The organism is Burkholderia sp. AU45274, assembly GCF_030482505.1.
GTDB lineage: Bacteria > Pseudomonadota > Gammaproteobacteria > Burkholderiales > Burkholderiaceae > Burkholderia.
Window position 1 is genome coordinate 119,624 of the sequence record NZ_JAUJQE010000012.1, and the last position, 13,083, is coordinate 132,706.

At 67.9% G+C, this 13,083-nt stretch carries 11 protein-coding genes and 1 tRNA gene; 2 read left to right on the forward strand and 10 right to left on the reverse strand.

What is annotated here, in order from left to right; all coding sequences use genetic code 11:
* Positions 1-87 precede the first annotated feature (87 nt).
* Together mrdA and rodA are read left to right on the forward strand one after the other, a co-directional pair.
* Entirely contained in the window at positions 88-2,373 is a 2,286-nt protein-coding gene (gene mrdA, locus QZM35_RS31780) for a penicillin-binding protein 2 (RefSeq protein ID WP_089426587.1), read from the forward strand.
* Between the two features lie 11 nt (positions 2,374-2,384).
* Positions 2,385-3,533, forward strand: coding sequence for a rod shape-determining protein RodA (gene rodA / locus QZM35_RS31785; protein ID WP_089426588.1), 1,149 nt, complete (start codon positions 2,385-2,387; stop codon positions 3,531-3,533).
* Positions 3,534-3,639: 106 nt separating this feature from the next.
* On the opposite strand, the gene QZM35_RS31790 is transcribed toward rodA, so the two are convergent.
* From QZM35_RS31790 to rsmB, 10 genes are all read right to left on the reverse strand, one after another.
* Entirely contained in the window at positions 3,640-4,416 is a 777-nt protein-coding gene (locus QZM35_RS31790) for a tetratricopeptide repeat protein (RefSeq protein ID WP_089426589.1), read from the reverse strand.
* Positions 4,413-5,198 (reverse strand): HpcH/HpaI aldolase/citrate lyase family protein, encoded by a 786-nt coding sequence (locus QZM35_RS31795; protein WP_089426590.1) that lies wholly within the window; start codon positions 5,196-5,198, stop codon positions 4,413-4,415. Before QZM35_RS31795 ends, QZM35_RS31790 begins: the two co-directional genes overlap by 4 nt.
* A 309-nt stretch (positions 5,199-5,507) precedes the next feature.
* A complete protein-coding gene (queD, locus tag QZM35_RS31800; RefSeq protein WP_011353563.1) occupies positions 5,508-5,960 on the reverse strand; it encodes a 6-carboxytetrahydropterin synthase QueD in 453 nt (150 codons plus the stop codon).
* A gap of 18 nt (positions 5,961-5,978) precedes the next feature.
* Positions 5,979-6,611, reverse strand: a complete 633-nt coding sequence (queE, locus tag QZM35_RS31805; protein ID WP_011353564.1) for a 7-carboxy-7-deazaguanine synthase — start codon at positions 6,609-6,611, stop codon at positions 5,979-5,981.
* Positions 6,612-6,686: 75 nt separating this feature from the next.
* Positions 6,687-7,421 (reverse strand): 7-cyano-7-deazaguanine synthase QueC, encoded by a 735-nt coding sequence (gene queC / locus QZM35_RS31810; protein ID WP_089426591.1) that lies wholly within the window; start codon positions 7,419-7,421, stop codon positions 6,687-6,689.
* Between the two features lie 358 nt (positions 7,422-7,779).
* A tRNA-Phe gene (locus QZM35_RS31815) sits at positions 7,780-7,855 on the reverse strand.
* Positions 7,856-7,916: 61 nt separating this feature from the next.
* Positions 7,917-8,618, reverse strand: coding sequence for a response regulator transcription factor EsaR (esaR, locus tag QZM35_RS31820; RefSeq protein ID WP_021163978.1), 702 nt, complete (start codon positions 8,616-8,618; stop codon positions 7,917-7,919).
* Positions 8,619-11,033, reverse strand: coding sequence for a sensor histidine kinase EsaS (gene esaS / locus QZM35_RS31825; protein WP_089426592.1), 2,415 nt, complete (start codon positions 11,031-11,033; stop codon positions 8,619-8,621).
* On the reverse strand, positions 11,023-11,613 hold the full coding sequence (locus QZM35_RS31830; protein ID WP_039353770.1) for a DUF4390 domain-containing protein: 591 nt from the start codon (positions 11,611-11,613) through the stop codon (positions 11,023-11,025). The genes esaS and QZM35_RS31830 overlap by 11 nt, the downstream gene beginning before the upstream one ends.
* Positions 11,610-13,001: a 16S rRNA (cytosine(967)-C(5))-methyltransferase RsmB gene (gene rsmB, locus QZM35_RS31835; protein ID WP_089426593.1), complete on the reverse strand. Its 1,392-nt coding sequence runs from the start codon at positions 12,999-13,001 to the stop codon at positions 11,610-11,612. The genes QZM35_RS31830 and rsmB overlap by 4 nt, the downstream gene beginning before the upstream one ends.
* Positions 13,002-13,083: the final 82 nt, after the last annotated feature.

The following is a 13,083-nucleotide window of genomic DNA, read 5'->3' on the forward strand; positions in this document are numbered from 1 at the left end:
CCCGCCGCCTCCACGCCCGCCGCGCGCCGCGCTCCGGGGCGGCACCGCGCCCGCACGGGGTGCGCGGGCCAGATCGCTCCTAACCGCATGACCGAATTCAACGACACCCAACAGCAGCTCTCGAAGTTCCGCCTGCGCGTCGCGGCGGCGGGCGTGTTCGTGTTCGTCTGCTTCGGGCTGCTCGCGAGCCGCTTCTTCTACCTGCAGTTGATGCAGCACGGCAAATACGCGCTGCAGGCCGAGGAAAACCGCATCTCCGTCGCGCCGATCGTGCCGAACCGCGGGATCATCACCGACCGCAACGGCGTGATCCTCGCGAAGAACTATTCGGCGTACACGCTCGAGATCACGCCGTCGAAGCTCGACGACACGCTCGACAACACGATCGACAAGCTGTCCGAAATCATCCCGATCGACGCCCGCGACCGCCGCCGCTTCAAGAAGCTGCAGGAAGACTCGAAGAACTTCGAGAGCCTGCCGATCCGCACCCGCCTCACCGACGCCGAAGTCGCGCGCTTCACCGCGCAGCGCTTCCGCTTCCCCGGCGTCGACGTGCGCGCACGGCTGTTCCGGCAATATCCGCTCGGCACGACGGCCGCGCACGTGATCGGCTACATCGGCCGGATCTCGAAGCGCGACCAGGATCGCATCGACGCGATGAGCGACGACAACGACAGCGATCAGGAAAACTACGATCCGCGCCGCGACGCGAACAACTACAAGGGCACCGACTACATCGGCAAGATCGGCGTCGAGCAGAGCTACGAGACCGAGCTGCACGGGCTGACGGGCTTCGAGGAGGTCGAGGTGACGGCCGGCGGCCGGCCGGTGCGCACGCTGTCGCGCACGCAGGCGACGCCCGGCAACAACCTCGTGCTGTCGCTCGACATCGGGCTGCAGCAGGTGGCCGAGCAGGCGTTCGCCGGCAAGCGCGGCGCGCTGGTCGCGATCGAGCCGAAGACGGGCGACGTGCTCGCGTTCGTGTCGTCGCCGAGCTTCGACCCGAACTCGTTCGTCGACGGCATCGACCAGCAGACCTGGGACGAGCTGAACAACTCGACCGACAAGCCGCTCCTGAACCGCCCGCTGCACGGCACCTATCCGCCCGGCTCGACGTACAAGCCGTTCATGGCGCTCGCCGGCCTGACGCTCGGCAAGCGCACGCCGGGCTGGGGCTTCCAGGATCCCGGCTACTTCACGTTCGGCGGCCACACGTTCCGCAACGACGTGCGCTCGGGCCAGGGCTGGGTCGACATGAACAAGGCGATCATGGTGTCGAACGACACCTACTTCTACATGCTCGCGCGCGACCTCGGCGTGAACTCGATCGCGAACTTCATGAAGCCGTTCGGCTTCGGCCAGATCACCGGGATCGACATCCAGGGCGAGGCGCGCGGGATCCTGCCGTCGACCGACTGGAAGAAAAAGGCGTTCAAGAAGGCCGCGCAGCAGAAGTGGTTCGACGGCGAGACGATCAGCCTCGGGATCGGCCAGGGCTACAACTCGTTCACGATCCTGCAGCTCGCGCACGCGACCGCGACGCTCGCGAACAACGGCGTCGTGATGAAGCCTCACCTCGTGAAGGAAGTCGAGGATCCGATCACGCGCGGGCGCCGCCTGACCGTGCCGAAGGAAAGCGAAACGATCCCGCTCAAGCAGGCCGACATCGACGTCGTGAAGCGCGGGATGGAGAACGTGATCGAGAACCCGTCCGGCACCGCGTACAAGGTGTTCCGCGGCGCGCCGTACCTCGCCGCCGGCAAGACCGGTACCGCGCAGGTGTTCTCGCTGCAAGGCTCCAACTACAAGGGCCACCTGCTCGCCGAGCACCTGCGCGACCACGCGCTGTTCATCGCATACGCGCCGGTCGACCATCCGCAGATCGCCGTCGCGCTGGTTGTCGAGAACGGTGGCTGGGGTGCGCAGGCCGCTGGCCCGATCGCGCGCCGCGTGCTCGACTTCTTCCTCGTCGACCGCCAGAACCCGCAGAACGAGGCCGCGGCCGTGGCTGCCGCGGCGTCGGCGACCGAACCCGTCAACGCGCCGGTGATCGGCGACGCGAACAAGCCGGCTGCCGTCGCGGCCGGCTTCACCGCGCTGCCGCAGCCGGTCGTGCCGACCGCGGCCAGCGCGGCGGAAGCAGCATCGGCCGCGGCCGCCTCCGAAGCATCGGCTGCCGCCAGCGCGAGCGCCGCCCCGCCGGCCAGCGCCAGTGCCGCTGCGCCGAGGGCCGCGAGCCTGCCGCCGATTAGGCGCCCGCACCGGCCACGCCGGCCCGCCAGCGATGCGCAGCCGCTCGTCGCCACGCCGCGCGACGACAATCACCGTGCAACGGCCCCCGCGAAGGCGGCGGACGCCGGCACCGCTCATTAACGGAGAAAGGCATGCAATTCGACAAGCGCGCCTGGCTCGACAAGATCAAGCAGATGTTCGCGGGCTTCGACCGCCCGCTCGCCCTCATCGTGTTCCTGCTGCTGTGCGTCGGCATCGTCACGCTGTACAGCGCGGCGATCGACATGCCCGGCCGCGTCGAGGACCAGTTGCGCAACATCCTGCTGACGTTCGTGCTGATGTGGGTGATCGCCAACATCCCGCCCACGACGCTGATGCGCTTCGCGGTTCCGCTCTATACGTTCGGGGTCGCGCTATTGATTGCGGTCGCGCTGTTCGGGATGACCAAGAAGGGGGCGAAGCGCTGGCTGAACGTCGGCGTCGTGATCCAGCCGTCGGAAATCCTCAAGATCGCGACACCGCTGATGCTCGCGTGGTACTACCAGCGCCGTGAAGGCGGGCTGCGCTGGTACGACTTCATCGTCGCGTTCGGGATCCTGCTGGTGCCGGTCGGGCTGATCGCGAAGCAGCCTGACCTCGGCACGGGCCTGCTCGTGTTCGCGGCCGGCTTCTTCGTGATCTATCTCGCCGGCCTGTCGTTCAAGCTGATCGTGCCGGTGCTCGTCGCGGGCGTGATCGCGGTCGGCTCGATCGCCGTGTTCGAAGAGCGCATCTGCCAGCCCGAAGTGCAGTGGCCGCTGATGCACGATTACCAGAAGCACCGCGTATGTACGCTGCTCGACCCGACTTCCGACCCGCTCGGCAAGGGCTTCCACACGATCCAGGCCGTGATTGCGATCGGCTCGGGCGGCGTGCTCGGCAAGGGCTACCTGAAAGGCACGCAGGCGCACCTCGAATTCATTCCGGAGAAGCACACCGACTTCATCTTCGCGGTGTTCTCCGAGGAATGGGGGCTCGTCGGCGGGCTCGTGCTGCTGACGCTGTACATGGCGCTGATCGCACGCGGGCTCTATATCGCCGCGCAGGGCGCGACGCTGTTCGGCCGCCTGCTCGCGGGCTCGCTCACGCTCGCGTTCTTCGTCTATGCGTTCGTCAACATCGGGATGGTGAGCGGCGTGCTGCCGGTCGTCGGCGTGCCGCTGCCGTTCATGAGTTATGGCGGCACCGCGCTCACGACGCTCGGCATCGCGATCGGGATGATCATGAGCGTCGGGCGGCAGCGGCGGTTGATGAAGAGTTGACCGCGCGGCACGCACCGCATAAAGAAAAACGGCGCATCGGCGCCGTTTTTTTTCGACTGCGGATGACAAGCGCGGCCACGCAGTGCCGCGCGGCGCGCGCCCCGGCTCACGGCGGCGGTGCGTGCGCCCCGCCCGGCTCCGCGCCGGCGCCCGATGCCGGCCCCTGCGCCTTCAGCCGCGCACTCAGCTCCTTGAATTTCAGCCCGGCCGTCTCGTCGCCCTGCGCAGCCGCCGCCGCGTAATACGCCCGCGCGATGTTGAGGTTCTGCGCGACGCCGTCGCCACCGCGCTCGTAGAACGACGCGGTCACGTACTGCGCGGTCGGCTCGCCCGCGTCGGCGGCCTGCTTGTACCACGTGAACGCCTGCCGGTTGTCGCGCGGCGTGCCGCGTCCGTCGAGGAACTGGTTCGCGAGCGACAACTCGGCCTGCACGTGCCCCTGCTTCGCCGCCCGCAGGAACCAGCGGTGCGCTTCGGCCGGATCGCGCGCGACGAACTCGCCGTCGTCGAACATCCGGCCGTATACATACTGCGCATGCGACATGTTCGCGTCGGCCGCGCGCTTCAGCCAGCGCAACCCTTCGTCGACGTTCGCGGTCACGCCTTCGCCCGTCAGCAGCATCATCGCGTAGTTGAATTGCGCGAGACGGTCGCCGCGCTCGGCCGCGTCGTGGAACTGCACCAGCGCCGCACGAAAGTCGCCGGCGTTGTAGTCGGCGACCGCCGATTGCGTCTCGTGCGACGGATCGGGCTTCGCCTGCGGCGCGCCCTGCGCGGCAGCCGCGATCCACACGACCCACAGGCCGAGCACCGCGCCGACCTGCCGGCGCCTCCCGATCCCACCCTGCGCGCGCCCACGGCACGCGCCATCGCCACCGTTCATGACCGCACCTCCTGCAGCGCCTGCCGCGTTGCCCGCAACAACCAGCTGACGTCGGCCGACACCGTGATCATCCGGTAGCCGGCCTCGCGATACTGGCGCGCGGCCGCCGTATCGCCCGCGAAGATCCCGACCGCGACGCCGGCCTGCCGGCCGGCCGCGAGCACGCGCGCCATCGCGGTTTCGACGTCCGGGTGACGGATGTCGCCAAGGTGCCCGAGGCTCGCCGCGAGATCGGCCGGGCCGACGAACAGGCAATCGATGCCGGGCAGCGCCGCAATCCGCTCGACTTCATCGACGCCGCGCGCCGATTCGATCTGCACGATCACCGCGACCTGCGCATTCGCCGTCTGCACGTAGTCGCGACGCATGCCGAACGCCGCCGCGCGCACCATGCCCGCGACGCCGCGCAGCCCGTCCGGCGAATCGGGCGACGGATAGCGCGTGAGCCGCACCGCGTGCGTGGCGTCGTCGAGCGTCTCGATGCAGGGAAACATCAGCGTGCGCGCGCCCGCATCGAGCGCACGCTTCACGAGCCACGGCTCACGCGCCGGCACGCGCACGACGGGCTCGCTCGGCAGATGGGCGGCGGCGATCGCGCGCAACTGCGATGCAACATCGCGGCTGTCGTTCGGCGCGTGCTCCATGTCGATGCAGAGCCAGTCGTAGCCGGCATGTGCGAGCGCTTCCGCGACCGACTCGCTGCCGAGCGACAGCCACAGGCCGTACAGCGGCTCGTCGCCGTCGCGCAGGCGTTGTTTGAGGGAATTGGTGAGCGTGCTCATCGATACGGCCTCCTGGACGGAACGGCAATCGAACGGGACAAGCAACGGGCAAAGCGGAGCGCGACACACCGGGCAGCGAAGCACGGCGGCGCCAGGACCGGGCCCTGGAACGTTGGTCGGCCATGGGCGGCCGATCTGACAGCGCCGACCGCACGACCCGCGCACGGCGGCGTTTTTCGGCGCCACGCAACGATCATAGCGCGGCGTTACGCGAAATGTGGAAACGGACGGGGAGCGAGGCGGGACGGGGCCGCGGGGTGCGGCGTCAGGCAGCCCGCGCCGGGTGGCGGGGCGGCCGGGAAGGCGGGATCAGCGGCCGGGCTGGCGCTCGACGTCGGCCCAGCAGTTCGGCGTTTCGTACAGGCGCACGCGCTCGAGCCGCAGGTTCACGCCGTAGTGCGCGTCGTACACGTTCGCGAGGATGTCGAACGCGATCGCCGCGAGGTTCTCGACGGTCGGAATCCGGTCGATCACGACCGTCTTGTGGTCGGCCATCTGCTCGAGGAACGAGCGCACGACGTCGTCTCGCGCATAGACCAGGAACGCGTGGTCCCACTTGCCGACCAGGTGCTCCATCGCGAGCGCCTTCACGTCGGCGAAATCCATCACCATGCCGCGGTCGGGCGCCCCCTCGGTATCGACGAGATCGCCGCGCAGCGTGACTTCGAGCACATAGCGATGGCCATGCAGGTTCCGGCACTGGCTGCGGTGGTCGGGAATGCGGTGGCCCGCGTCGAATTCGAGTTTTCGGGTAATCAGCACGATGTCAAAAGCCGGGGCTCAGGGAATGTTCAGATATTTGTGGGTCTGCATCGACAGCCGCCACTGCGGATGACGCTTGCACCAGTCGATCGCGAGCTTCGTATTGAGGTCGCGCGACGGGCCGTCCATCGGCTGGACGAGGTAATACTCGAAGTCGAGCTTCGCGTAGTCGGCCAGCCGCTGGTTGTCCTGCGGGATCACGACCTTCAGCTCGTTGCCCTTCGTGACGACGAGCGGCGCGTCGGCCTTCGGGCTCACGCAGATCCAGTCGATCGATTCGAGCACCGGCAGCGAGCCGTTGGTCTCGATCGCGATCTCGAAGCCGGCCGCGTGCAGCGCGTCGACGAGCGGCTGGTCGAGCTGCAGCATCGGCTCGCCGCCCGTGCAGACGACGAAGCGGTGCGCCTCGCCCTCCGGCCACAGGCCGGCGATCGTCGCGACGAGCGCTTCGGCATCCTTGAACTTGCCACCGTTCTCGCCGTCGGTGCCGACGAAGTCGGTATCGCAGAAGCGGCACACGGCCTCCGCACGATCCTCTTCGCGGCCCGACCACAGGTTGCAGCCGGCGAACCGGCAGAACACGGCCGGCCGGCCCGCGTTCGCGCCCTCGCCCTGCAACGTGTAGAAAATTTCCTTGACCGCGTAAGTCATCGTCCTTCGTCCGGCTCGCGCCGCTCGTTGTCGATCAGAATCCGTTAATCACCAGGCGCTGCCGTTGCCGCTGCATCACAGCGGCGCTTCGGTCACCCGCTCGCCCTTCAGGTAGGCCTCGTAGCCGCGCTTGCGCAGCTTGCAGGCCGGGCATTCGCCGCAGCCGAAGCCCCAGTCGTGCAGTTCCGCGCGCTCGCCCACGTAGCACGTGTGCGTCTCGACGCGGATCAGTTCGACGAGCGCTTCGCCGCCGAGCTGTTCGGCGAGCTGCCAGGTTTGCGCCTTGTCGAGCCACATCAGCGGCGTCTCGAGCACCATGCGCGTATCCATCCCGAGGTTCAGCGCGACCTGCAGCGCCTTCATCGTGTCGTCGCGGCAGTCGGGATAGCCCGAGAAATCCGTCTCGCACATCCCGCCGACCAGCACGCGCAGCCCGCGGCGATAGGCGATCGCCGCGGCGATCGTCATGAACATCAGGTTGCGGCCCGGCACGAACGTGTTCGGCAGGCCGTTGGCCGTCGTCTCGATCTCGATCGTGCGCGTCATCGCGGTATCGCTGATCGCGCCGAGCACCGACAGGTCGATCATGTGATCGTCGCCGAGCCGGTCCGACCACGCGGGAAAGTCACGCTTCAGCGCTTCGCGCACGCCTTCGCGACATTCGAGCTCGACGCGGTGGCGCTGGCCGTAATCGAAGCCGAGCGTCTCGACCGTCTGGTAGCGTTCGAGGGCCCATGCCACGCACGTGGCCGAGTCCTGCCCGCCGGAAAACAACACGAGCGCGCCGTCTTTAGCGTCTGTCCGAATCACCGTGATACTCCGTGAATGTGTAGGCTCGCGTCGCGCTGCGCCCCGGGGCCGGCTGCCGCCGGGCGGCCCGACGCGTGCCGGCCAGGGCCGGCTCGACCAGTATAGGCAGCGCAATCGGCCGCGAACGCGGCGGAGCGCTTATACCGCCCATCGCGCGGCATCGTTGCCGCGCGCCACGGCGGCGCCACGCTGGCAGCCTGCCGTGCGCATGAAGCGATGCGCTAAGTTATTGAGCGGACACGGATTTTATCATGCCCTCATGAACACTGCCGGGCACGCCATCCCACGCCACTGGTCACGCAAACCCCACCACAAACGAAAAACCCCAAGAACCTTCCGATTCTTGGGGTTTTAATTCTGGTGGCCTGGGTCGGAATCGAACCAACGACACGCGGATTTTCAATCCGCTGCTCTACCAACTGAGCTACCGGGCCAACGAAGAAGAGAAAGTATATCGATCCTTCGTTACTTGATCAAGTACTTTCACGAAATATTTTATACGGCGCCTTCGGACGGCTTCTTGCCGAGCTCGACGCCGAGCTGCTTGAGCTTGCGATACAGGTGCGTGCGCTCGAGGCCCGTCTTCTCCGCGACGCGCGTCATGCTGCCGTTTTCGCGCGCGAGGTGATATTCGAAGTACGCGCGCTCGAACGCATCGCGCGCTTCGCGCAACGGGATGTCGAACGGGATCGCGGCCGTCTGGCCCGCGAGGCCGAGTGCCGAAGCCATGTCGTCGCCGAGCGTCGGCAGCGCAGCCGCGGACGCCACCGCCGCGGGCCCCGCCGCCTGCCCCGCACCGGCCTTCGCCGCCGCGTTCGCGGACACCGGCGCCGCACCGCGTGCGAGACCGTGCTCGACGGACTTCAGCAGCTTCTGCAGCGCGATGGGTTTCTCGAGGAAATCGAGCGCGCCGATCTTCGTCGCCTCGACGGCCGTATCGATCGTCGCGTGCCCGGACATCATGATCACGGGCATCGTCAGCAGCCCCTGCGCCGCCCACTCCTTGAGCAACGTCACGCCGTCGGTATCGGGCATCCAGATATCGAGCAGCACGAGATCGGGCGCCTGATTCAACCGGTATTCCCGCGCGGCCTGCGCGTTCTCCGCCGCCTCGACGACGTGTCCTTCATCGCTGAGGATCTCCGAGAGCAATTCCCGGATGCCCATTTCATCATCTACCACCAGGATGGTTGCCATTTACGCTGCCTTTGTCTGCTCACTTGCTTTTGTCTTGGCGGGGGCCGCCCCGTCCTGCACGCCCGATTCGGCGCCTGGCGCATCGCTCGCCATCTGCAGGAACAGGATCGACACCTGCGCACCCTCGACGGTCTCGCCGTGCATGCGATTGCGCAGATCGATCCGCGCACCGTGCTCATCGACGATCTTCTTGACCGTGGCCAACCCCAGACCCGTGCCCTTCGCCTTCGTCGTCACATAAGGCTCGAACGCGCGAGTCAGGATGCGCGCCGGAAAACCGGGCCCGTTGTCGGACACGGTAAGACGTACCGCGACGCGCGTTTTGCCCTCGGCGTCGGGATCGCCATATTCTACTGTCTTGGTTTCGATCAACACACGCGGATGCGCCGACTCCGCGACCGAATCCTGCGCATTCTGCAGCAGGTTGTGAATCACCTGGCGCAGTTGCGTCGCGTCACCGCGTATCACCGGCAGCGACGGCGCGAGCTCGGCGACGATCGCGCTCTTGCCTTCGCCCACACCGTACAGCCCGAGCACCTCGCTCGCCAGTTCGTTCAACTGCAGGTTCGAGAGCACCGCCGGCGGCGTGCGCGCGTATTCGCGGAAATCGTCGACCATCCGCTTCATCGCGGCGACCTGATTGACGATCATCGTCGCGCCGCGCTTGAGCACATCGGCATCGGGCGGGGCGAGCTTGTCGGAGAGCTTCATCTGCAGCCGCTCCGCCGACAGCTGAATCGGCGTCAGCGGATTCTTGATCTCGTGCGCGAGCCGGCGCGCGACCTCACCCCATGCAACTGAACGCTGCGCGGAAATCACGTCGGAGATGTCGTCGAACACGACGACGTAACCGGACGTCTGCGGATCGTCGGCCTGCCCCTCGACCGTCGACACGAGGCGCGTGCCGCGCACGAGCAACGTCAGCGGATCGGCTTCGCCCGGCACCTCGATCGCGAACTGCTGCTGCCAGTGGCCGCGATCGCCGCTGCCGCCGTCGGACGCCGCCTCGCGATCGGCAAACGCCTTGCGCACCATCGCGCCGAACCCGGCGGCCACGCCGATCCGGTCGAGCGTCGTGCCGATCAGCGTGTTGAACGGCTGCCGGAAGATCCGCTCGGCGCCGCGATTGGCCGTCGTCAGCCGGAACTGCCGGTCGAGCACGAACACGCCGGCCGTCAGGTTCGCGAGGATGCTCTCGAGATACGTCTTCGAATGCTCGAGCGCGACGCGGTTCTTCTCGACCGCGAGCCGCGCCTCGGACAACTGACGCGTCATCGCGTTGAACGACTGCGTGAGGAAGCCGAGCTCGTCGCGCGTCTTGATCTCGCGCTTCGGCGTGTAGTCGCCTTCGGTGACCTCCTTCGTGCCCTGCGCGAGCAGGAACAGCGGCCGCGCGAGCTGCTGGCCGAGCGCGAGCGCGAGCATCATCGCGATGAAGGTCGCGAGGAACAGCGCAAGCGTCAGCGTGCCGATGTACATCTTGCGCAGCCCCGTGCGGCCCAGCGACTTTTCCTGGTACTCGCGATACGCGCGCTGCACGGCGTCCGCGTTGTGGGCAAGCGTCGGCGGCACCGGCTGCGTGAGCTGCAGGAAGCGTTCCGCCGGCTGCAGCAACGACGTCGATGCATCGGGAATCGGCCGCACGACGCGCAACCGCAGCGCACCCTTCGCGCCGTGCGCGCGCGGGTCGCCGTCGACTTCACCCTCGATCGCCGCGTACGCGCCGTGTTCGCGCGCCTGGTTCAGCATCAGCGGCGTCGGCAGGTCGTCCGGAATCAGTGCCGCGAAATTGCCCGACGCCTGCGCGACGATGTGCAGGTCGGGCGCCGCACCCGAGCCGCCGCGGCTCGGCTCGACGATCGTCGCGTCCTGCACGCCGAACTGGTCGCGCAGGCGCAGCAGCGTGAGCGTCGTGCCGTTGGTGTTCGCATCGACGCTCGCGAGCTGGTCGGACATCAGCCGCGCCTTCGTCTGCAGATCGGACAGCGACGCATCGAGCATCCCGCGGCCGAGGTTCAGGCCGGCCGTCAGCGCCGTCTCGACGTTCACGTCGAACCACGACTCGATACTGCGCGACACGAACTGGTACGACACGATGTAGATGATCCCGCCCGGCACCACGCCGACGAGCGCGAAGAACACCGCGAGCTTCGCGAGCAGCCGCGTGCCGAACTTGCCCTTCCTCAGGCGCACGACGATCATCCCAATCAGCCCGAGCACCACGAGCAGGAACACGAGCGCGACGACGATGTTCGTCGCGTACAGCCACGAGTAGTAGCGGTCGAAGAATTCGGTGTTCGCGCTCGCGGCCGCGAGCAGCACGAGCAGCAGCAGCGCGGTCAGCGCGACGGTCGAGACGATCACGCGAATGAGGAGGCTCTTCCCGCTGGCCGCGCGGCGCACTTTATTTAGCACGTTCGGTCACCGTGAAGTTGAAGCGCTTCCAGTCGGACCCGAGCGTCCAGTCGCGGTTGTTCACGGCATCGACCTGGAACGGCTTCGGCATCAGCGCCGTATCGAGCTGCATCCGCACCGACGCCGTGTAGGTTTCACCGGCGCGCACCTGGTTGCGGTCGATCACGTGCCACGACGTGATGTGCCTGACGACCGCGAGCGCGTCCTTCAGCGACGGGAAACCGAGCTGCAGGCCGCCCGTCGACACGCGATACTCGCGCGTGAGCGGCTGGAACGACAGGCGGATCGTCTGCGTCACCGCCACCGGCTGCTCGTCGAACCAGTACCAGCGCGCACGGCTCAACTCGAAGTCGGTCGTGAAATAAAGCGGAATGCCCTTGTTGACGGCATCCTCGAGGTTCGGGTTCAGTTCGAAATCGAAGCGTGCGTCGAGCGCCCAGCCGCTTCCGTCGGACTGGAGCGACGCGCGTTGCACGGCGATCGACTCGGCATGCGCCGGCCGGACGACGGCCAGGCACAGCGTCAACGCGACCATCAGGACGGCCGCGAGCCGAAGTGGAAAAAGGTGTTTGATCGTCACCGTTTCTGAAACCGCGCGTAGAAAAATCCGTCGTGATCGGTGTTCTGGTCGAGTGCGCCGGCGGCCGCCCCTCCCTGCACTCCGCCCGGTAGCAGCTGGCCGGGGGCGTCCAATCGTACCGCATCTTCACAGGCCGCTTCAAACCAGCGGGCCTGCAGTTCGCCTTCCTCGGGGAAGACCGAACAGGTCACGTAAAGCAGTTCGCCGCCCGGCTTCACGAGCGGCCACAACGCCGCCAGGATGCGGCGCTGTTCCGCGACGAGCGCGGGGATGTCGGCCTCGCGGCGCAGCCAGCGAATGTCAGGGTGCCGACGCACGATGCCGGACGCCGAGCACGGCACGTCGGCAAGGATGCGGTCGAACGGGCGCCCGTCGTACCACGCGTCGGGGGCACCCGCATCGCCGACACGCACGTCCGCTTCGAGCGACAGTCGCACGAGGTTCTCGCCGATCCGTGCCGCGCGCGCGGCGTCGCTTTCCAGCGCGACGACTTCCGCATCGGCCAATTCGAGAATATGACCGGTCTTGCCGCCGGGCGCCGCGCATGCGTCGAGCACGCGCATGCCGTCGCGCGCACCGAGCCATTCGGCGGCGAGCTGCGCGCCGGCGTCCTGCACCGACACGACACCGTCGGCAAACCCCGGAATGCGATCGACCGGCAGCGCCGACGCGAGCCGCACCGCATGCCGGCCGATCGCAGTCGCGTCGATCCCGTTCTCGCGCAGCGTCTCGAGATACGCGTCGACGCTCGCGCGGCGCGCGTTCACGCGCAGCGTCAGCGGCCCTTGCCGCTCGCCGGCCGCGAGGATCGCCTGCCATGCGTCGGGCCACGCGCGCTGCACCGACGCGACCCACCACGCGCGGTAGTTCCAGCGCGCGACGACATCGTCCTGCAGCGCCGCGACGAGCGTGTCGCGCTCGCGCAGGAAACGGCGCAGCACCGCGTTGACCATCCCCTTCGCGAACGCGCATTCGCGGCGCGCGCCGATCACGGTCACAGCCTGGTCGACCACCGTGAACGCCGGATACGCGGCCTCGTCCGCCGGGTCGAGCAGCAGCGCGAACGCACCGGCGAGCACCGCGTGCACGTAGGCGGGCGGCGCCTTGCTGATGAGCCGGCCGATCAGCCAGTCCGCACTGCCGAGACGGCGCATCGTCCGGTAAGCGACGTCCTGCGTCGCTCCGCGCGCGAGCGCCTGCGCACCGGACGGCATCTGCGCGAATACCGCCGACAGCGCCGCCGGCAGCGCGGTGCCGCGCCGCACCGCATCGACCGCCTGCGCGGCCGCGTCGAGGGCGAAGCCGAGCGAATCGGGCGCGAGATGCAGCGCGGACAGGCGCGCCGGGCGGCCGGAAGAAGACGGAGCGGTAGAACGGGTTCGTGTCATCGGAGCAAATTCGGCAAACAAGCGCGGCCAACGGGCACAGCAAGCCAATGCGGCAAACGGCGGGATCGCGGCGCCCGTGGGC